19 protein-coding genes are annotated in these 19,521 nt (G+C 65.2%); 8 read left to right on the top strand and 11 right to left on the bottom strand.

Annotation, left to right across the window (positions count from 1 at the left end):
- Both BB28_RS00345 and BB28_RS00340 read left to right on the top strand, forming a co-directional pair.
- Nucleotides 1–831, top strand: coding sequence for a mycofactocin-coupled SDR family oxidoreductase (locus BB28_RS00345; protein WP_109550532.1), 831 nt, complete (start codon nt 1–3; stop codon nt 829–831).
- A gap of 25 nt (nt 832–856) precedes the next feature.
- Nucleotides 857–1,693, top strand: a complete 837-nt coding sequence (locus tag BB28_RS00340; protein ID WP_046252042.1) for a sulfurtransferase — start codon at nt 857–859, stop codon at nt 1,691–1,693.
- Nucleotides 1,694–1,697: 4 nt separating this feature from the next.
- On the opposite strand, the gene BB28_RS00335 is transcribed toward BB28_RS00340, so the two are convergent.
- From BB28_RS00335 to bla, 4 genes are all read right to left on the bottom strand, one after another.
- Nucleotides 1,698–2,087 (bottom strand): DUF1304 domain-containing protein, encoded by a 390-nt coding sequence (locus BB28_RS00335; protein WP_046252041.1) that lies wholly within the window; start codon nt 2,085–2,087, stop codon nt 1,698–1,700.
- A 26-nt stretch (nt 2,088–2,113) separates the two neighbouring features.
- Nucleotides 2,114–3,361, bottom strand: coding sequence for an MFS transporter (locus BB28_RS00330; RefSeq protein WP_474100046.1), 1,248 nt, complete (start codon nt 3,359–3,361; stop codon nt 2,114–2,116).
- Entirely contained in the window at nt 3,354–3,992 is a 639-nt protein-coding gene (locus BB28_RS00325) for a GntR family transcriptional regulator (protein WP_046255407.1), read from the bottom strand. Before BB28_RS00325 ends, BB28_RS00330 begins: the two co-directional genes overlap by 8 nt.
- 126 nt (nt 3,993–4,118) lie before the next feature.
- Nucleotides 4,119–5,036 (bottom strand): subclass B3 metallo-beta-lactamase, encoded by a 918-nt coding sequence (bla, locus tag BB28_RS00320; RefSeq protein WP_046255406.1) that lies wholly within the window; start codon nt 5,034–5,036, stop codon nt 4,119–4,121.
- Nucleotides 5,037–5,095: 59 nt separating this feature from the next.
- Between bla and BB28_RS00315 the strand changes: the two genes are divergently transcribed.
- The 3 genes from BB28_RS00315 to BB28_RS00305 all read left to right on the top strand — a co-directional run bounded on the left by BB28_RS00315 (nt 5,096) and on the right by BB28_RS00305 (nt 7,993).
- On the top strand, nt 5,096–6,241 hold the full coding sequence (locus tag BB28_RS00315) for an acyl-CoA dehydrogenase family protein (RefSeq protein ID WP_046252038.1): 1,146 nt from the start codon (nt 5,096–5,098) through the stop codon (nt 6,239–6,241).
- Between the two features lie 33 nt (nt 6,242–6,274).
- The gene (gene lipE / locus BB28_RS00310; protein ID WP_046252037.1) at nt 6,275–7,525 is read left to right on the top strand and encodes a lipase LipE; all 1,251 of its coding nucleotides are present in this window, start codon (nt 6,275–6,277) and stop codon (nt 7,523–7,525) included.
- Between the two features lie 81 nt (nt 7,526–7,606).
- A complete protein-coding gene (locus tag BB28_RS00305) occupies nt 7,607–7,993 on the top strand; it encodes a hemophore-related protein (RefSeq protein ID WP_046252036.1) in 387 nt (128 codons plus the stop codon).
- 6 nt (nt 7,994–7,999) lie between these two features.
- Here the strand turns inward: BB28_RS00305 and BB28_RS00300 are convergent, their stop codons facing one another.
- Genes BB28_RS00300 through BB28_RS00290 form a run of 3 tightly spaced genes read right to left on the bottom strand, consistent with a single transcriptional unit; the run spans nt 8,000 to nt 11,267 of the window.
- Nucleotides 8,000–9,403, bottom strand: a complete 1,404-nt coding sequence (locus BB28_RS00300) for a mycothione reductase (protein ID WP_046252034.1) — start codon at nt 9,401–9,403, stop codon at nt 8,000–8,002.
- 50 nt (nt 9,404–9,453) lie between these two features.
- Entirely contained in the window at nt 9,454–10,596 is a 1,143-nt protein-coding gene (locus BB28_RS00295; RefSeq protein WP_081252328.1) for a sensor histidine kinase, read from the bottom strand.
- 44 nt (nt 10,597–10,640) lie between these two features.
- Nucleotides 10,641–11,267: a response regulator gene (locus BB28_RS00290; RefSeq protein WP_046255405.1), complete on the bottom strand. Its 627-nt coding sequence runs from the start codon at nt 11,265–11,267 to the stop codon at nt 10,641–10,643.
- Nucleotides 11,268–11,462: 195 nt separating this feature from the next.
- On the opposite strand from BB28_RS00290, the gene BB28_RS00285 reads away from it, so the two are divergent.
- From BB28_RS00285 to hrpA, 3 genes are all read left to right on the top strand, one after another.
- A complete protein-coding gene (locus tag BB28_RS00285) occupies nt 11,463–11,777 on the top strand; it encodes a hypothetical protein (RefSeq protein WP_046252032.1) in 315 nt (104 codons plus the stop codon).
- A gap of 178 nt (nt 11,778–11,955) precedes the next feature.
- Nucleotides 11,956–13,185, top strand: coding sequence for a MinD/ParA family ATP-binding protein (locus BB28_RS00280; protein ID WP_046252030.1), 1,230 nt, complete (start codon nt 11,956–11,958; stop codon nt 13,183–13,185).
- Between the two features lie 43 nt (nt 13,186–13,228).
- Nucleotides 13,229–17,113: an ATP-dependent RNA helicase HrpA gene (gene hrpA, locus BB28_RS00275; RefSeq protein WP_046255404.1), complete on the top strand. Its 3,885-nt coding sequence runs from the start codon at nt 13,229–13,231 to the stop codon at nt 17,111–17,113.
- Between the two features lie 9 nt (nt 17,114–17,122).
- Here hrpA and BB28_RS00270 read toward each other — a convergent pair whose 3' ends face one another.
- The 4 genes from BB28_RS00270 to BB28_RS00255 all read right to left on the bottom strand — a co-directional run bounded on the left by BB28_RS00270 (nt 17,123) and on the right by BB28_RS00255 (nt 19,471).
- Nucleotides 17,123–17,584, bottom strand: a complete 462-nt coding sequence (locus BB28_RS00270) for a nitroreductase/quinone reductase family protein (protein WP_046252029.1) — start codon at nt 17,582–17,584, stop codon at nt 17,123–17,125.
- Complete coding sequence (locus tag BB28_RS00265; RefSeq protein ID WP_046252027.1) at nt 17,581–18,627, bottom strand: AurF N-oxygenase family protein; 1,047 nt, start codon at nt 18,625–18,627, stop codon at nt 17,581–17,583. The genes BB28_RS00270 and BB28_RS00265 overlap by 4 nt, the downstream gene beginning before the upstream one ends.
- Before the next feature lie 235 nt (nt 18,628–18,862).
- Complete coding sequence (locus tag BB28_RS00260) at nt 18,863–19,153, bottom strand: WXG100 family type VII secretion target (protein ID WP_005062633.1); 291 nt, start codon at nt 19,151–19,153, stop codon at nt 18,863–18,865.
- A gap of 24 nt (nt 19,154–19,177) precedes the next feature.
- Nucleotides 19,178–19,471, bottom strand: a complete 294-nt coding sequence (locus tag BB28_RS00255; RefSeq protein ID WP_046252018.1) for a type VII secretion protein EsxS — start codon at nt 19,469–19,471, stop codon at nt 19,178–19,180.
- Nucleotides 19,472–19,521 lie beyond the last annotated feature (50 nt).

Here is a 19,521-nt window from a genome sequence, read left to right as displayed (position 1 = left end):
GTGACAGGACGATTGGCGGGCAAGGTGGCGCTGGTCACCGGTGCCGCCCGGGGCATTGGGCGTGCGCAGGCGGAACGCTTCGCTCAGGAAGGCGCCGATGTCATCGCTCTCGATATCTGCGCGCCGGTACACACCACCGTCACACCGGCCGCGACACGCGCCGACTTGGACCGGACGGCCGACCTGGTGGAGTCTCACGGCCAACGGATCATTCCGGGTGTGGTCGATGTACGCGATCTACGGGCATTGGAAACCTTTGTCACCGATGCGGTTACCGCATTCGGCGGACTGGATGTTGTGTGTGCCACCGCCGGAATCACCTCGCGCAGCATGCTCACCGAGATGAGTGAAAGCGTGTGGCAGACCATGCTTGACGTCAACCTGACCGGGGTGTGGCATACCACCCGTGCCGCGATTCCACACCTGATCAGCCGGGGCGGTGGCTCCATGGTGTTGGTGAGTTCCATCGCCGGATTGCGCGGTCTCGTGGGGGTCTCGCACTACGTCGCTGCCAAGCATGGCGTGGTAGGGCTCATGCGTTCACTGGCATCGGAGTTGGCGCCGCACAAGATTCGCGTGAACACCGTGCACCCCACCAACGTGGATACCCCGATGATCCAGAACGACCATGTACGGCGGATGTTCCGTCCCGACCTTGAGGAACCGACTCGGGAAGAATTCGCTCACGCCGCCAGGACCATGAACATGCTCGACCTGCCGTGGGTGCAGCCGCTCGATATCGCCAACGCCTCACTGTTCCTGGCCTCCGACGAGGCGCGCTACATCACCTCGGTCGCCCTGCCTGTCGACGCGGGCAGCACGCAGCGGTAGCCGCGTTCGGCGGTACCGTCGAGGCATGAACGTGCTCATCTCGGCCGACGAACTCGCACAACGCCTGCCCGATCTTCGCGTTCTCGACGTGCGCTGGACCGTGATGCAGCCGGACGGCCACCCGGCCTACCTAGAGGGCCATCTTCCCGGCGCGGTGTTCGTGGACCTGGATACCGACCTCGCCGACCACACAGCGACAGGCCGTGGCCGCCATCCGTTGCCCACGCCCCAGGCTCTCCAAGCCAGTGGCCGGCGCTGGGGGCTGAGCGACGGTGACGCCGTGGTCGTCTACGACGATTGGAACGGGCAGGCGGCCTCGCGCGCCTGGTGGCTGCTGCGCGCCGCCGGAGTTGCCGATGTTCGGATTCTCGACGGCGGCTGGGCGGCCTGGCAGCGCTTCGGAGGGCCCGTCGAGACGGGAGATGTTGTCGCCGAGCCCGGCGGGATCACCATTTCCTCGCTGGAAGGCTTCGCCTCAGTCGATGCCAATACGATTGCTTCCCAAGCGGAATCACCCGATGCCTTGGTCCTGGACGCCCGTGCGGCGGCCCGCTACCGCGGGGATGAAGAGCCCTTGGATCCCCGTGCCGGGCACATCCCTGGTGCCGTCTCCGCCGCGACTGCCGAGAACCTCACGCCGCAGGGCACTTTCCGGCCCGCTGCCGAATTGCGCGAGCGCTTCGAGCTACTCGGCGCCGGACGGCGCCCCGTCACGGTGTACTGCGGGTCCGGTGTCACCGCCACGCACCAGATCGCGGCGTTGGCCGTCGCGGGATACGACGCCGCCCTCTATCCGGGGTCGTGGTCGGAGTGGTCGAGCGACCCGCAGCGCCCCGTCGCGACCGGGCCCGATCCGAGCTAGCCGATCAGAGCGCCAGTCCCACGACCAGCGCGATAATCCCGAGAAGTGGCGGCACCAGCTGCTTGAGCGCGGCCGACGCCTTATCCGGCGACGAGATCAACAGCACCAGCCCGGCCGCGACCATCGATCCGGCGCCGGTGAACACCAGCGTCGCACCGACCGACGTGCAGCCGCGTACCCACAGCACCGTGCCCACCGCGATGGCGATCGCGAGGAACAGGTTGTAGAAGCCCTGGTTGAAGGCCAGAGGTTTCGTCACCTCGGCCTCTTCGAGCGTGCGGACACCAAAAACCTTGCGTGTCTTCTCATTGGTCCACGCAATCGATTCCAGATAAAAGATGTAGACGTGGATGAGCGCGGCGATTCCGGTCAGTACCAGCCCTGCGATGATCATGCTGCGAGAGCCTATCCGGCTATCCGCTAACGCAGCGCCGGCTCGGGCGTTACGGCGGATTCCGCCGCCTCGACGGGTGACCCTTCGCGGATATCGGTGCGCGAGTTCATCGCCAGCACCACCATGCAGAGCGTCGCCAGTATTGCGCCACCGCAGAGCAACACGGGGTGTGTCAGCACCGGCAGCGTGTTGCTGAACATCGTCAGCATCATTGGCACCCCGAAGCCCAGGTAGGTAAGTCCGTAGAAAACGGCGGTGAGTCCGGCCAGGTCCGTGGGCCCGGCGATCCGGTTCACCTCCTGTAGCCCACTGACCAGTGCCGTTCCATACCCGGCACCCAGCACCAACGCGGCGATCAAGACCCACGGGATCGTAAGCCGGTGCGCGGCAACGGCGGCCAGCGCCATACCCGCGGCGACCAGGGTCAGCCCGATGATGCCGAGCCGCGCGGTACCCGGCCGATCGATCCTGGGCGCAAGTAGCTGTGCGGTGAAACCACAGCCCAGGCAGACCAGACAACACAGGGCGGAGAATGCGATGCGCTCGCCCGGAAGCGTCGGGGCGATGAGCGTGGGCAGCACCGCGTACGCCACCGCCGCCGAGCCGAACACCCAGGGCGCCAAAGGCATCACAACGAACAGGAACCGGCGACGGCGCGCGGCAGGGATCTTCAGATCGTCCACCAGCCGGCCCGGCGCGCGCTCGGCCGCAGATTCCGGAACCGACAGTGCCAGTACCGCACCGGGAACCGTGATCGCGATGTTGACCAGGAATGCCAGGTGCTGCGGCCAGGGACCCCACTGCGCCAACGCTCCGGCCACGGCCGCGCCGAGCGCGAATCCCGCGGTCAGGCTCATGGCTCCACGCCGCGCACCGGCGCCGATCCGGTCAAACGGGGGAGCCGACAGTTCCTTGACCCATGAGCTGCCCGCGGCCATCGCCAGGCCCAGCGCGATACCGGAGAGCACCCGCCCCGTGAAGAGCAACGCGAAATGCTGCGCTCCCAGCGCAAGCACCAGAGACCCGGCCATCGAGATGAACGGGGCCGGCAGCATCACCGCGCGCCGGCCGTACCGATCCGAAAGCGGGCCGCCCAGGAAGAGCGCTGGAATGATGCCCAGCACGTAGGCGAACAACAGCGTGTCAACGGATGCGGCGGATTGTCCGGCCTGCCGATACATCACCAGCAGCGGGGTGAATTCATTACCGCCCCAGGCAATTCCGAACATAGCGAGGGCCACCCGCTGCCACGGCGCCAGCAGTCGGCTAGTCACGCTCGGTCACCACTTTCATGTGCTCGACCAGCTCGACGCTGAAGCGGGCCGCGTCACCCGCCGCAAGCGCGTCCACCAGCGCGCGGTGCCCGGCAACCGAGCGCGCGACCCGCACCGGGTCTACCCCGATAGCGGCGGCCGCCATTCGGCGCTGGCGTTCACGCAGGCTGTCGTAGAAGTTCTCCAGCAGTGGGTTTCCCAGCTTGGCCACGATCGCGCGGTGGAAGTCCACGTCTGCGGCGGCAAAACCCGCGGCATCGCCCTGCGCGGCACGCCCCAATTGCACCTCGATGAGTGCTGACAGGTCTGACAGGAGTGCCGGAGATGCTCCGCGTTCGGCAATACGCGCCGCAGCGGCACCCTCAACGACGCGGCGCGCATCGACGACGTGTCGCCGTTCCTCGGGGGTGATGGGCACCACCAGCGCCCCGCGCTTGGGATAGAGCCGCAGCCAGCCTTCGGTTTCAAGCCGAAGGAAGGCCTCGCGCACCGGAGTACGGCTGCACCCCATCCGCGCCGAGATCTCCCCTTCGCTCAGCAGCTCACCGCCGGGGATATCGCCGCTGAGGATGCGCTCCTTCACCGAGCGATACGCCTCTTCACTTGCGGAGATTGCCACTGTTCGAATAATAGACACAACTTGTATCTAAGATGAAGACGGTAGCCATCGCAAACCGAAAAGCACACTTCACGGGGTGTTCAGCGTCACGTTGAGCTGGCGATCGATGCCACCGTCACCGCAGATGCACACGCCTCGCTAGCGGGCCGCCCGCTCGTCGGCGATCCGCTTATCCAGCTTCGCGTCGAACGTGTCAGCAAGCGCCGTGCACGCCGTCGGGTCAATCATCGGGTTCGGGTCACGTTGCACCGCGAGCCTGTTCAGCTTCGTGATGTCATCGGCTTGTTCAGGGTGCACGGAGAACAAGATGTCGCAGGGTAGGGCGCGCACCGTCTGAATGCTCTGCCGGAACCTGGACACGTGACCTGGCGTAAAGCGGTAGTTGCCGGTGGCGACGGCATTGAGGCTATCGGCGTAGACCATGTCCAGGCACCGGCCGCCCTCGCACGATTTCCAGGTCCAGCTGACACCGCCGGGCGTATGGCCCGGCGTGAAATGCGCTGTCAGCGCCACATTTCCAAGCTTCAACACCTCCCCATCGGCGACCTCCCGAACTCGTTCAACGGCAGGGAAGGCGGCGTTCGCGGTATCGGAGGCCTGCGGATCATCGGCGGACACGTGCCCGGCGCGCAGCGACTGTGCGCCGATAGGGCTCGATACCGCCGTAGCGCCACTGTCATGAACCACCGCGGCGATACCACCGGCATGGTCGACGTGAGTATGAGAGGACAGCACGTACTTCAGGTCCTCGACGGCGAACCCCAGCGTGCGGATGTTGTCCTCCACCTGGGGCGCCGATTGCGGCATACCCACGTCCAAAAGAATCAGCCCCTCGTCGGTCCGGATCAGCACCGAACTGATGCCCTCGGTCCCGACGTAATAGGTGTCACCGTGCACGCGGATGGGAGCGCGCGGCTGCGTCCAGATCGGGTCTCCCGCCACCGGCGCGGTCAGCGAGTTCCCGTGTTCATGCTGTTCGGACGCCTCCGGCGAGGCGGCGCAGCCCGCGACGAGGACAGCGAGAGCGGCAGCGGCGAGCAGTTTCACGATCTCCATCCCTACCACCTCACCGAACACCCGAGCACGCGGATTTAGACGCGTGCTTCGATAACACCATGCAACGCACTATCTACACCGAGGACCACGACGCGTTCCGGGAGTCCGTGAAGGCATTCGTGCAGCGCCACGTCGAGCCGCGCGCCGAGAACTTCATCGAGCAGCGCTACATCGACCGCGAGCTGTGGTTGGAGGCAGGCAAGCAGGGCTACCTGGGGCTCGACGTGCCCGAGGAGTTCGGCGGCAGCAGTGCCGGCGACTACCGCTACAACGCGGTTCTGCAGGAGGAGCTGTCGCGCTCCAGTGCCGCACTGGCCTCATCGATGTCCATCCACTTCGACATCGTCGCCCCGTACCTGGTCGAGCTGACCACCGATGAGCAGAAGCAGCGCTGGCTGCCGAAATTCTGCAGCGGCGAGATGATCACCGCCATCGGCATGACCGAACCGTCAGGTGGCTCCGACCTGGCCGCCCTCAAGACCACTGCGGTCAAAGACGGTGACGACTGGGTCATCAACGGATCCAAGACGTTCATCACCAACGGCGCGCGTGCCGATCTCGTCGTCGTCGCCGCGCGCACCGCACCCGAGCTCAAGGCCAAGGGCATCACCTTGTTCGCGGTCGAAGAGGGCATGCCCGGCTTCGAGCGCGGCCGCAAGCTGGACAAGGTGGGCCAGCCCGAGGCCGATACCGCCGAACTGTTCTTCACCGATGTGCGGGTGCCCGCCGAGAACGTGATCGGTGAGGTCAACCAGGGATTCATCTCGATGATGCAGCGCCTGCCCCAGGAGCGGATGGGCTGTGCGGTCGCCAACATCGCCCACGCGGCCGGGGTGCTCGAGGAGACGATCGAGTACGCCAAGGAGCGCAAGGCATTCGGTCAGCAGATCGGCAGCCTGCAGTACAACAAGTTCCTCATCGCCGAGCTCGTCACCAAACTCGAAGCGGCGCAGGTGTACGTCGATCAGGGTGTGCTCGCGCACAGCAAGGGCGAGCTCTCGGCGATCGATGCCGCGAAGGCCAAGTGGTGGTCCTCTCAGGTGCAGAACGAGGTCATCGACGCCTGCGTGCAGCTGCATGGTGGCTACGGCTACATGAAGGAGTACCGCGTGGCACGCGCCTGGATGGACGCCCGTGTCACCAAGATCTGGGCCGGTTCCAACGAGATCATGAAGGAGCTCATCGGTCGCGACCTGGGCTTCTGAGGCTCGCCCAGTGAGTCGGGTAGGAAGGAATCCATGACCGACGACGGACGCATACGAGTTCCAGCAGACCTGGACTCGGTCACGGATATCGGCAGCGGCGATCAGGCCGAAGACCACTCCGACATCGACCCCGCCGCCGTGGAGCGCATTTGGGCGGCGACCCGGTACTGGTATCAGGCGGGTATGCACCCGGCGATCCAGGTGTGTTTGCGGCACAAGGGAAAAGTGATCCTCAACCGTGCCATCGGTCATGGTTGGGGTAACGCGCCCACCGATCCGGCCGATGCCGAGAAGATCCCCGTCACCACCGACACACCGTTTTGCGTGTACTCGGCCGCCAAGGCCGTCTCAACGACGGTGATGCACCTGCTCATCGAACGCGGTGCGCTATCGCTCGACGACCGCGTCTGCGAATACCTGCCCACCTTCACCAGCCGCGGCAAGGATCGCATCACCATCCGCCACGTGCTGACGCATAGCGCGGGAATCCCGGTGCCCACCGGACCCCGGCCGGATGTCACCCGAATGGATGACAGCGAGTACACCCGCGAACAACTAGGCCAGCTGCGCCCGCTCTACCGTCCCGGCCTGGTGCACATGTATCACGCACTGACCTGGGGGCCGTTGGTGCGCGAGATCGTTCTCGGTGCGACCGGTAAGAGCATCCGCGACATCCTTGCCGCGGAAATCCTCGATCCCCTTGGGTTCCGGTGGACCAACTACGGTGTGGCCCCGGAGGATGTGCCGCTGGTGGCACCGAGCCATCCCACTGGCAAGCCATTGCCCGCGCCCATGCGCGCGGCCTTCCGGGCGGTGGTCGGCGGGACCATGCACGAGATTATCCCGATGTCGAACCAGCCCTTCTTCCTCACCGGCGTGGTGCCGTCGTCTAACACTGTCTCCACCGCGAACGAGCTATCCCGCTTTGCCGAAATCCTCTGCCGGGGTGGCGAACTCGATGGGGTGCGGGTCATGTCCCCCGAGACCATCCGGGCCGCGGCGGCACCGGCCCGGCGCCTGCGACCGGATATGGCAACCGGCGGAATGCCGATGCGCTGGGGGACCGGATACATGCTGGGCTCTGAGCGGTTCGGGCCGTTCGGGCGCAACTCGCCTGCGGCGTTCGGGCACACCGGGCTGGTGGACATCGCCATGTGGGCGGACCCCGCCCGTGCGCTGTCCGTCGGCGTGGTCAGCAGCGGCAAGCCAGGTAACCACAAGGAAGCCAAGCGCTACCCGGCCCTGCTGGACCTCATCGCCGCGGAGGTACCGCTCGTCTCCTGATGTTTCAGCACTCGTTTACGGGGTACACCTCGCGTGGATCGGGGATCAGCAAGAACTGCCCCCAGCGAAGGAAACATCGACATGACGCTCTCCCACACCCTCATTCGCCGGGCCACCAGTACCGCCGGTGCGCTCGGGTTCATCACCGCGACAGCCATATTGCCCACGGCTGCGGCCGCGCCCGACTGTAGCCGCGAGAGGCTCTCCGACACCGTCGGATCCACAACAATCGCCGCCCGCGGATACCTCGACAATCACCCCGGAGCACGGGCAGTGCTCGACGCCGCGCCCGACCAACCGCGCGCCCAGGCCGCCGCGAACATCCGCGCGTACTTCACCGCCAACCCCGGCGAGTACCACGAGCTCCGCGGCATCCTGGCCCCGATCGGTGATGCGCAGCGCGAATGCAATGTCACCGTGCTGCCGCCGGGCCTGGCCTCCGCGTACGACGAGTTCATGGCCGGCTGAGTTCGGCTAGAGCTCCAGGCCGAGCAACGCGTTCTCGATCAGCTCGGGCAGTGCCGGGTGTATCCAGTACTGACCTCGCGCCATCTCGCGCACAGGTATCGAGAAGCTCATCGCGGTGATCAGCGATTGGATCAACGCCGACGCCTGGTAACCGACGATGTGCGCGCCCACCAGCAGCCCCGTCGCCCGGTCGGCGACCAGCTTGCACAGCCCCTCGGTGTCCTCCATCGCCCATCCGTACGCGATGTCGCCGTATGTCTGCACCTTGACCGCCACATCGATCCCGCGTTGCCGCGCCTGGTCCTCTGACAATCCCACCGATGCCACCTGCGGACGGCTGAACACCGCACCGGGGACAAACCGGTGATCGCTGGCGGTGGTCGGGGTGTCCCAGCCGGACAGCAGATTCGCCTGTACCACCCGCGCTTCGTGATTGGCCACGTGCTTGAGCAGATAGTGCGAACTCACGTCACCCAGGGCGTAGATGCCGCGCACCGGTGTGCGCTGGTACTGGTCGACCGGCACCCGGCCCTTCTCGTCGAGCGTCAGTCCCGCCGCTGACACGTCCAGCTGATCACCATTGGGGGTGCGTCCGGTCGCGACCAGCAGCACATCACCCGTCACCGTTGATCCGTCGGTGAGGTCCAGTTCGACACCGCCACCATCGGTCTCGCGAGCGGCCACCACTTCCGTGTTCAGCCGCACATCCCACCGCGCCGATACCACCTCGGTGAAACGCTGCGCGATCGTCTCGTCCTGCGCGCGCAATAGCCGCGGGCCGCGCGCGATCACCGTGACCGCCGAGCCCAAGCCGCTGAACACATGCGCGAACTCGGCGGCGATGAAGCCACTGCCCACGATCACCACACGCTCGGGTAACTCCGGTAGACGCATGATGTCGTCGTTGGTGTGAAACGCCACGCCGCTGTCGGTGATCACCGGCGGGATGACCGGACGTGAACCCGCGGCGATGACCACCTGCCGGGCCTCCAGGATCGTGCCGTCCGCCAGCTGGAGTCGATGGATCGGGTCGCCCTCGGCATCGGTGCCTGGCGCGATGAATCGCGCTTCCTGCTGAAAGACCGTGATGTTGGGGCAGTCCTCGACGCGGTAGCGCAATCCACCCGCCGCGATCGGATCGATCCTGCCGAAGACGCGTTCACGGATGTCGGCCCAGCGGGTTCCGCGCACCGAGCTGTCCACACCGAGCCGGGAGCCGTCGCGGGCCTCGTCGGCCAGGTCGGCGGGGTAGACGAACATCTTGGTGGGTATACAGCCGACGTTCAGGCAGGTGCCGCCGTAGGCGCCCGCGTACACACCGCGATCGACGATCGCGACCTCCTGGTCCGCGAAGCGGTCATCAGGCAACGAGTTTCCGCTGCCGGAACCGATGATGACGAGGTCGTACACCTGTTCTCCATCCGTTGAGGGCGCGCTCTCTCGGTGCCGAGCGTTCCCCCTTACGCTGCCATATCGGCCGGCACCGTGACGCACACCCGGGTACCGGCGCCCGGCGCCGACGTGATCACGACATCGCCGCCCGCGGCATTGATGGGGACCGTCAGCGAGGCCAGCCCGATGTGTCCGTCGGCGACTGACGCGGACACATCGCGCGGATCAAAGCCCCTACCGTCATCCGCGACCACCAGCGTCAGGAACTCTTCATCTCGAGTCAGTTCGACGTGAATGTTCTTGGCGCGTCCGTGCTTCACCGCATTGGTCAACAGCTCTTTGACCGCCCGGTACACCAGCGGCTGCGCCGGGGGGCTGCCCACTTCCCGCAGTTCCGTGTTGACCTCGACGGTGCCCCGCGCCGCGTACTGGCGACCGAGCTCGCGGATCGCCGCCGTCAATCCCAGCTCGGCGAGCACCTGCGGATGCAGGGCCGACACCGCGCCGCGCAATTCCGCTGCCGTGTCGCGCAACGACGCGTGCACCGCCTCCAACACCGGATCAGGTTGTCGTTCAAGAACTTCCTCGATTTCCAGACGTGCCGCCAGCAGATTCTGCAGCGGGCCGTCATGCAACCGCTCGGCGACTTCGCGGTTGTGCCGCTCCTCGGCGCGCATCGCTTCCAGCACCAGCTGCTCGCGTGTGTGCAAAAGCTGCTCGACGTGTTCGGAGCGGCGCTTGAGGACGAAGCACATTCCGGCGGTCGCAGCGGCCAGCCACAGCAATGTCACAACGGTGAGGTACTCGTCGCCGGGAATACCGTCGATGTTGCCACTCCTGGTGTAGAACACCAGAACGCCCAAATATCCTGCAGCGGTCACGGTTCCGAGGAGAGCCGTCACAGCCGGGCGCTCTTGAAAGGCCACTGAAACGGGAAGCAGGAAGAACACCGGAAGCAATTCCGACGTGCCATAACCGGAGGCCACACACAGCGCCACCACGGCGGCGATGTCCACGGCGGTGGCGGCAGGGGCCACCCACATCGGGACATGTCCACGAACCGCGATCAGCACCCACACAATCGCAGACACCGTGTACACGGCCAGCACCCCGTAATACACACCGACATGCCACATTTCGATGTTCGGGTTAGACCCCAGCAGCACAATCAGCACGATCAGGGGCAGCCGTAGCCAGGCCGAAACCCGCATGGGTTCAGCGGTGAAGTACGCGGCCACCCGCTCCAGCACCACGGCTACTCGAGCAATCCACGCCGCATGGCCTCAGCCACCGCCGCCGCCCGGTCACCGACGCCGAGTTTTTCGTACAGCCGCTGCACATGGGTTTTCACCGTGGACGGAGCCAGGAACAGTCGCTTGGCCATGGCGGGCACGGTGAGACCGTCGGCGATCATCCGGAGCACCTCACGTTCACGCGTGCTCAACGACGGGCCTGCCGGTTGTGCGCGCTTGCGGATCTCGCCGGCCAGCCCCGCCGTGAGGCTGGCCGTCACCACGTCCCGGCCCCGCGCACAGTCGAGCACCGCGCTGACCAGCTCCGCGCGTGTGGACTCCTTCGACAGGAAGCCCGCGGCGCCCTCCGCCAGAGCGTGATAGACGATCGCCGCGTCATCATGCGCCGAGAGCAGCAGCACCCGGGTACGTAGCTCGTCACGGCGCACGGCAGCCGCCACCTGCGTCCCGTCAAGCTCCGGCATCCGGTAATCGAGCAGCGCGACATCGGGCAGGTGCTCTCTGATCAACGCGAGCGCACCCGCGCCGTCCTGAGCCTCCGCCACCACGGATATCTGGCCGCTTGCGGTCAGCGCCCGCACCACACCCTCGCGAAAAAGCGGGTGGTCATCGCCGACAACCACCCGCACAAGTTCGCCGCTCACCTGCACAAACGCAAGCTTGGCACGCCAAATCCACGTGTGTCCCCCAATTGGGGGACATCAAGATCCTCCGGTGTATCAGCCGGTCGCCCGACATACATTCCGGCCTCCGCGCCGCATCGTTGAAGTATCACCAAGCAACCCGGTGATCCAACTCAAAAACCCACTGGCACAGGAGAAATCATGAAGAAGTACATCATCGCCGGAACCGCCGCCGCTGCCCTCGCGCTGACACCACTCGGCTTCGCCCTCGGCACCGCATCCGCTCAGACCGACGGCTCCAACGCACAGCAGACCGTCAGCGAGCTTCAGGCACAGGGCTACAGCGTGATCGTCAGCAAGACCGGATCCAAGGCCCTCAACCAGTGCACCGCCAGCAGCGTGCGTCCCGGGCAGACCACCGTGCGGTCCGATTACGGCCTGCCGAGCAACAAGCGTCCGGGCGTCTTCACCAACACCACAACCACCAAGACCATGTACGTGGATGTGACCTGCTGATTTAGCGCCGGTACCGACTACATACCAACCTCGTTCCATTTGATGCCGATTCAGACACGGGTGGGTAACGGCCCTCGCCAACCGCGCAACGGCCATAAGAGACTGCGTATGCGACGGGTCTCACGCTGCCCGCGATGCAGATCGAAACTGTCGGAGCGCTGGGGCCAAACGGCTTCTGGTGGAGGAGGAGATTGCCGTGAGTGCGCCCAACGATTCCCCGGCGGACGGCTCCGAGGACGAGATCCTCGACCGAACCGGACCCATCATCCCCATCAAGCTGGGCGCGCACGCCAAACGGCAACGCGCCGAGGCCGCCTCGCTGCAACAGCGCCAGCCCGATGTCGAACCCCGCCCACTGCAATTGCCGCCTCGTGGCCCGCTGTCCATCGTCGACGCCGTACCTCCGCATGATCCGCATGTCGATCTCCCTCCGGCCATCGGCGACGCGTTGGGAGCGCAGCTTCGTTCAGAAATTCTGCCCTCGCCGCGTCGGCCCGCGTCGATTGGTTGGCGTAAGTGGGTGTACCGCGGGAGTTTTGGCGTTATCAATCCGGGCGAATCCCGTGAAGAGGCCGAGCTTCGTGAGCTGACCGCCGTGGTGCGCACCCCCTGGCGGGGCATCCACTCCCTGGCGGTCTTGGGCGGAAACGGCGGCGTCGGCAAGACGATGATCACCGCCGCTCTCGGTTCGGTGCTCTCAGAGCTGCGCCGCAAAGACATGGTGCTGGCCACCGACGCCGATCCGGGCCAGTCGGCCAATCTGGCGTCGTGGATTGACCCGTCAGCCTCATCCACCTTCGCCGATGTGCTGGCTCAAGACGAACCCGAGCGCAACTTCGATCTGCGCTTCTTCGTTGGCCAGAATCCGGTGACCGGCCTGGATGTGCTTGCCGCCAACGCACATTCGGTGCGCCCGCGCGGGGAACTCAATGCCGAGATCTACACCCAGGCGCACAGTCGGCTGCAGCGGCTTTACAGCCTGCTGCTCACCGATACCGGCGTGGACTTCTGGCATCCGGTGATGCCTGGCGTGCTGCGATCTGCCAACGGTGTGGTGCTGGTTGCGGCCGCCACGCCGGTCGGCGCCGAGGGTGCGGTCCGCGCGATCGAGTGGCTCATCTCCGAGGGCTACGAGTACCTGATCCCCCGCATGGTGGTGGTGATCAACCATGTCCGTGGCTACGACAATCGCGAAGATCGCAGGAACTCCGAGCGCCTGGTGGCGGCGATGGTCGCCCGGTTCCACCGCTGGATCTCGCCGAACCACATCGTCGCCGTGCCTTATGACCCGCATATCGCCACGGCGGGTCCGTTGGATATCCATCAGCTGCAGCCCGAGACCTGGCATGGCCTGGTCACCGCGGCAGCCTCGGTCTCGGCTGGCCTGGCGAGCGCCTGGAGCGTCTAACGGCATAGCGCCGGGGGCGCCTATCCTTTCCGGAGTGTCCGAATTGTCGGGGGAGTCCCGTTCCGCGTTGCGCGCGCGCCTCGACGGCGTGACCCTTCGCGATGCGTCCCGGCTCGGCCGCCGCCTCAAGAACCTGCGCAACCCGGCCGATGCCGAGAAGCTCCTCGAACAGATCTCCACCGCCGAGGCACTGGTGGCCACCCGGACCGCGGCCGTCCCGACGATCACGTACCCGGACCTACCCGTCAGCGCGCACCGGGACGAACTCGCCCGCGCGATTTCCGCGCATCAAGTGGTCGTCGTCGCCGGCGCCACCGGCTCGGGGAAAACCACACAGCTTCCCAAGATCTGTCTGGAGCTGGGCCGTGGAATCCGTGGCACCATCGGCCACACCCAGCCACGCCGACTCGCGGCACGCACCGTCGCCGAACGTATCGCCGAGGAACTGGGCACCCCCCTCGGCGAAACCGTGGGCTACACCGTCAGATTCACCGACCAAGCCAGCGACCGCACCCTGGTCAAGCTGATGACTGACGGCATTCTGCTCGCGGAGATCCAGCGCGACCGACGACTACTGCGCTACGACACCCTCATCCTGGACGAGGCGCACGAACGCAGCCTCAATATCGACTTCCTCCTGGGCTATCTGCGCGAGCTGCTGCCGCAGCGGCCCGACCTGAAGGTCATCGTCACCTCGGCCACCATTGAGCCGCAACGCTTTGCGGCGCATTTCGGAGGCGCACCCATCGTCGAGGTGTCCGGGCGGACGTACCCGGTCGAGATCCGCTACCGGCCGCTGGAGGTCCCTGCTTCCGGCGATTCGTCAGATGATCCGGACGACCCCGACCATGAAATCGTCCGTACCGAGATCCGCGACCAGACCGAGGCCATCGCCGACGCGGTCCGCGAGCTGGAGGCCGAACCCTCCGGCGATGTACTGGTGTTTCTGTCCGGTGAGCGCGAGATCCGCGATTGCGCCGAGACGCTGCGCGGCAGCTTCCGCAACACTGAGGTTCTTCCGCTCTACGCACGTCTACCAACAGCAGAGCAACACAAGGTCTTTGCGCCTCACACCGGCCGGCGTGTGGTGCTGGCGACCAACGTCGCCGAAACCTCCCTGACCGTTCCGGGCATCCGATACGTCATCGACCCCGGCACCGCGCGCATCTCCCGCTACAGCCGACGCACCAAGGTGCAGCGCCTGCCCATCGAACCCATCTCCCAGGCGTCAGCCGCACAGCGGTCCGGACGGTCCGGACGAACGGCACCCGGTATCTGCATCCGGCTGTACTCCGAACAAGACTTCGAGGCCCGGCCCCGCTACACCGATCCGGAGATCCTGCGCACCAACCTTGCTGCCGTCATCCTGCAGATGGCGGCGCTGCAGCTCGGCGATATCGAGAACTTCCCGTTTCTGGATCCGCCCGACAAACGCAGCATCCGCGATGGTGTGCAGCTGCTGCAGGAATTGGGTGCATTCGATACCGGCGGTGCGATCACCGAGCTGGGGCGACGGCTGGCACGACTACCCCTCGACCCGCGAATCGGCCGGATGATCTTGCAGGCCGATGCCGAGGGCTGCGTCGGGGAAATCTTGGTACTCGCGGCCGCACTGTCGATTCCCGATCCGCGGGAACGTCCGGCCGACCGCGAAGAGGCAGCTCGCCAAAAGCACGCGCGCTTCGCCGACGACCACTCCGACTTCAGTGCCTACCTCAATCTCTGGCGATACATCCAAGATCAACGAAGCCAACTCTCGGGCAGCGCTTTCCGGCGCATGTGCCGCGAGGAGTTCCTGCATTACCTGCGTATCCGGGAATGGCAGGACTTGGTGGGGCAGCTGCGCAGCATCGCGCGCGACCTCGGCATCCGCGAGTCGGGTGAGCCCGCCGATCCGGGACTGGTCCACGCAGCCCTGATCGCAGGCCTGCTGTCTCATATCGGTCTGCGCGAAGGCGACTCTCGCGACTATTCCGGCGCACGCAACACCAAATTCGTACTCGCCCCTGGCTCAGTACTGACCAAAAAGCCACCCCGGTGGGTGGTCGTCGCCGATCTGGTCGAGACCAGTCGGCTGTTCGGCCGGATTGCGGCCCGCGTCGAACCGCAGTCGGTAGAGCGGATCGCCGGGGACCTGGTACAGCGCACCTATAGCGAGCCGCACTGGGACGCCGAGCGCGGATCTGTGATGGCCTTCGAGCGCGTGACTCTGTACGGGCTGCCATTGATACCTCGCCGCCGGGTGGGTTACGCGCAGGTGGACCCAGAGCTGGCTCGCGAGATGTTCATCCGGCACGCCCTGGTGGAGGGTGACTGGCAGAGCAAGCACCACTTCCTGCGGGACAACGCGCGACTGCTGCGGGAACTGTCCGAGCTCGAGGACAAGGCGCGCCGGCGCGATCTGCTGGTAGGCGATGACGAGATCTTCATCCTGTACGCAGCGCGCATACCGGAGGATGCCGTGTCCGCCAGGCATTTTGATGCCTGGTGGCGCAAGCAGCGGCACAAGACGCCTACTCTTCTGACGTTCACTCGTGACGACCTACTGCGTTCCGAGCACGCGACCGACGATATGCCCGACACCTGGAGATCCGGTGATGTGGCGTTGCCGGTCAGTTATCGATTCGAACCCGGCGCGGCTGATGACGGCGTATCCGTGCATATTCCAGTCGAGGTTCTTGCTCGCCTGGGCGGTGACGAATTCGCCTGGCATGTACCTGCTCTACGCGAAGAGCTGGTCACCGCGCTCATCCGTTCGTTACCGAAAGATCTGCGCCGCAACTTTGTTCCCGCGCCCGACACCGCCCGCGCGGTGCTCGAGAACATTGAGCCCGGACCAGAACCGCTGGTGTACGCGTTGGGGCGGGAGCTGCACCGGCGCACCGGCATCCGTGTACCCACCGACGCGTTCGACCTGGACAAGGTGCCCCCGCACCTGCGGGTGACCTTCGTGGTCGAGTCCGCCGACGGCTCCGAGGTGGCTCGTGACAAGAACCTCGATGCACTGCAGCAGCAGCTTGCGGGTTCCACCCGCCAGGCCGTAGCGGCGGTGGTCGCGGGAGATTGGGAGCGCCAGGATCTACGCGGCTGGCCGGAGGATCTACCCGAATTACCCTGCACCATAGAACAAGTCAGCGGCGCACACACCATACGCGGGTATCCGGCACTGGTGGATACGGGTAGCGCCGTGGACATTCACGTGTTCGCCACCGCTGCCGAGCAACGGGCTTCCATGGCGGCAGGCACCCGTCGCCTGCTGCGGCTGTCGATTCCGTCACCGATGAAAGCCGTTGAGCGCGGTCTGGACCCGCGATCCAGGCTCGTACTCTCATCCAACCCAGACGGTTCCTTGGCCGCGTTGCTCGATGACTGCGCCGACGCGGCCGTCGATCTGCTGGCCCCCACACCCGTATGGACCCGGGCCGAGTTCGCGGCGCTCCGCGACCATGCGGCACAGAGCCTGGCAGCCACCACGCTCGATATCGTGCGCCGTGCCGAGAAAGTTGTGACGGCCTGGAGCGAGGTACACGTGGCGCTGCCCACCACAGTGCCTGCGGTGCAGGCCGATGCGATTGCCGATATGCGCGATCAGCTCGCCAGACTGCTGGAGGCGGGATTCGTCGCGGCCACCGGCGCTGCGAAGCTGGCCGACCTTGCGCGTTACGTCACCGCGATCGTTAAGCGACTAGAACGTCTACCCCAAGGGGTGGAGGCGGACCGCGAACGCATGCAACGCGTGCACGCGGTCGAGGACGTCTATGACGACCTGCTGCGTGATCTACCCGCCGGGCGCTCCGATGATCCCGATATCAGGGATATCGCGTGGTTCATCGAGGAACTGCGTGTGAGCCTGTGGGCCCAGCAGCTCGGCACCGCGCGTGCGGTCAGCGAACAACGAATCATCAAGGCCATCAACGCTGCCCGGTAGGGTTTCGTCTTAGAGTCCGACGGGCACGACCTCGCAGATCACCACCGGGATGACTCTGTCGGTGTTTCGCTGGTATCCCTCGTAGCCGGGAAACGACCTGATGATCCCCGGCCACAGCTCCGCCTTCTCCTCCGCGGAGGCGGTGTGTGCTTGATACGTTCGGGTGACCCCCTCCGCCGTGATATCGAGAATCGGGTTGGCCGTCAGGTTCTTGTACCAGTCGGGGTGATCCGACGATCCGCCCTTTGAGGCCACCAGCACCATGCGCTCGGGCGCGTAGACAGGTGACGTCAACAGCGTCGAGATGCGGCGGCCCGTTCTACGTCCGGCGATGTGTAGCTCGACGGTCTGATTTCGCCCGAATCGTTGCCCTAGGCGTCCACCCGTTACCGCCAGAAGCAGCTTGTGGGCGGTCTCCATCGCCCAGGCTCCCGCTCCCAGTACCCAATCGGGTGTACGCGCCCGGCTCATCGTTCCTCAGCGATGGATGCCGGGCGTACCAGCGATAGCGGCGCTGGCCTGCGCCGTAACCGACGGTCGCGCTTGATCGCGGCTGACACGTCGTCCGGTAGGGCGCGAGACAGCCGCCAAAGTAGGACGGCGGGAAAGCCTTTGATGATCCCGACGTCGTAGAAGAACCTCGAAATTGGTCCGTATAGAAACTGCGCGTTTTCGCGGTACCGCCGACCGAAGAAGCCTGCCAGCACGCCCTGGACCGGATTGATTCCAACCGCCCGGTAGCTCCGCGGATTACTCAGCGCCAGCGCCGGAAAGGCCAACGCCGCTCCGGCCGCCGCCATCCGCGCCAGGAAACGGTCAAGAGGACCCCCTTGTCGGTAGCCGCGCACAATCTCCTCCTTTGCGAAGGCGACATGACGTGCTTCCTCGATCACGTGTATGCGCATCGCGGTACGCACATGCGGTTGCAGAGTGGAGTCGTTCATTCCTTCCCGCTGGAGGCGATCCAAGATCTCCTCCGCCATCAAGACCGCGGTGTACATCGCAGGGCCCACCGGCACCAGGGAACTGAAGAATGGAACCGCCGCGCGTGCGAACCGCGGCAACCGGAATTCCACGGCGGATGAGTGTTCGCCCATCTTCTCGACCAGACGGGCGAACATGGCGGAATGTCTTGTTTCTTCACCAATTTCAGTGAGCAGATATCTGCTCCGGCTATCGGTCACCGGACTTACCATGAGATCGCGATAGAGAAACACCGCCAACGCCGTCTCGAACCAGATACCGAGGATGAGGATCGAGCCAAACTGTTGTCTGCCGAATTCGATCTGTTGCTCCCGAGTCAGCTTCTCCCATAGCCCCGTACCATCCAGGCTGACCCGTTGCTCGCTCACCCACGGCCGGTCAGGGTCAATCGGTGCATCCCAATCGATGTCGATCTCGGGGTCGTAACTCTTCTCAGCCGAGGCTTTCAGTCGGCGTTCTGCCGCTAACTGCGGGTCAACGTCCGCGCGCCTGCGGGCCTGGCCTCGTTCGTTGGTTACTTCGACACTCATTTGTCCACTTCCCCGTCCCGTGGCGGCCATTCGCCACATTATCGTAACTAATAGTACCGGGTATATACTGTTCGGTATATACTGGGGACGGTACACTTTCCTGCGCCGGAAGCAATACCCCGACTTTGGCAATCAACGGCGAAGAACACGACCGGGCTCGGTGATGACCTAATGCAGAAGGGCCAGAGACCCTTTGGAGTCTCTGGCCCTTCTGCATCGAATCGCTAGTCGGCGTTTATGCGCCCCATTTGGCTCCTTCGGCCATGTCGCGGGCGTTCATCGATAAGGTGTTGGTTTCGTGGGTGGAACCCATGGCGCGGTAGGCGCGGATGAGTTCTTCCATCGCGGTGTTCCACTGGGCCTGCCAAGCGGCCTGGCTCATCGAGGTATCACCGTGCCAGGCTGCCTGCAGGGAAGCCTGCTGGGCGGCCAGGTCGGCACCCAGGGCGGTCAGCACACCGGAGTAGGTGTTCATCTCGCCGGCGTGGGCCAGCATCGCGGGGTAGTTGAAAGTAATCTGCGACATTTCTATCTCCTCAAAAGTCCGGTCTTAAACACCGACGTAACGGCTGGCGGCGGCGGCATCCTCGGCCACATAGGTCGCGGCGGCATCACCCAGGTTGATCTGCGCGATATCGAGCAGAGCGTTGACCTTGGCGGCGACCTCCACGAACCGGGCATGTGCGGCCTGGAACGCCACCGAGGACTCTCCGACATGGAACGCCTGGGCCGACATCGCGGCCGACTCCGCCTGCGAAATCGTCGAACGCATCAACGCGGTCTTAGCACCAAACGTGCCCTCCGCAGCCACCAGGGCCGGAATGTGCGCATCAAGCAAACTCATTGTTCCTCCTGAATTGTGTTGTGTTGCATGTGATTCACATGGTCATCGAA

Origin of the sequence: Mycobacteroides chelonae CCUG 47445 (assembly GCF_001632805.1) — a bacterium.
Taxonomy (GTDB): Bacteria; Actinomycetota; Actinomycetes; order Mycobacteriales; family Mycobacteriaceae; genus Mycobacterium; species Mycobacterium chelonae.
This window is presented reverse-complemented; position numbering and strand designations above follow the sequence as displayed.

Coding starts and splice junctions, on each gene's coding strand:
- bla (WP_046255406.1), bottom strand. CDS start 5,036: ATGGAGATCGTGAAACTGCTCGCCGCTGCCGCTCTCGCTGTCCTCGTC.
- BB28_RS00255 (WP_046252018.1), bottom strand. CDS start 19,471: ATGAGTTTGCTTGATGCGCACATTCCGGCCCTGGTGGCTGCGGAGGGC.
- BB28_RS00285 (WP_046252032.1), top strand. CDS start 11,463: ATGAAGAAGTACATCATCGCCGGAACCGCCGCCGCTGCCCTCGCGCTG.
- BB28_RS00295 (WP_081252328.1), bottom strand. CDS start 10,596: ATGCGGGTTTCGGCCTGGCTACGGCTGCCCCTGATCGTGCTGATTGTG.
- BB28_RS00265 (WP_046252027.1), bottom strand. CDS start 18,627: ATGAGTGTCGAAGTAACCAACGAACGAGGCCAGGCCCGCAGGCGCGCG.
- lipE (WP_046252037.1), top strand. CDS start 6,275: ATGACCGACGACGGACGCATACGAGTTCCAGCAGACCTGGACTCGGTC.
- BB28_RS00305 (WP_046252036.1), top strand. CDS start 7,607: ATGACGCTCTCCCACACCCTCATTCGCCGGGCCACCAGTACCGCCGGT.
- BB28_RS00340 (WP_046252042.1), top strand. CDS start 857: ATGAACGTGCTCATCTCGGCCGACGAACTCGCACAACGCCTGCCCGAT.
- BB28_RS00315 (WP_046252038.1), top strand. CDS start 5,096: ATGCAACGCACTATCTACACCGAGGACCACGACGCGTTCCGGGAGTCC.
- BB28_RS00260 (WP_005062633.1), bottom strand. CDS start 19,153: ATGTCGCAGATTACTTTCAACTACCCCGCGATGCTGGCCCACGCCGGC.
- BB28_RS00270 (WP_046252029.1), bottom strand. CDS start 17,584: ATGAGCCGGGCGCGTACACCCGATTGGGTACTGGGAGCGGGAGCCTGG.
- BB28_RS00335 (WP_046252041.1), bottom strand. CDS start 2,087: ATGATCATCGCAGGGCTGGTACTGACCGGAATCGCCGCGCTCATCCAC.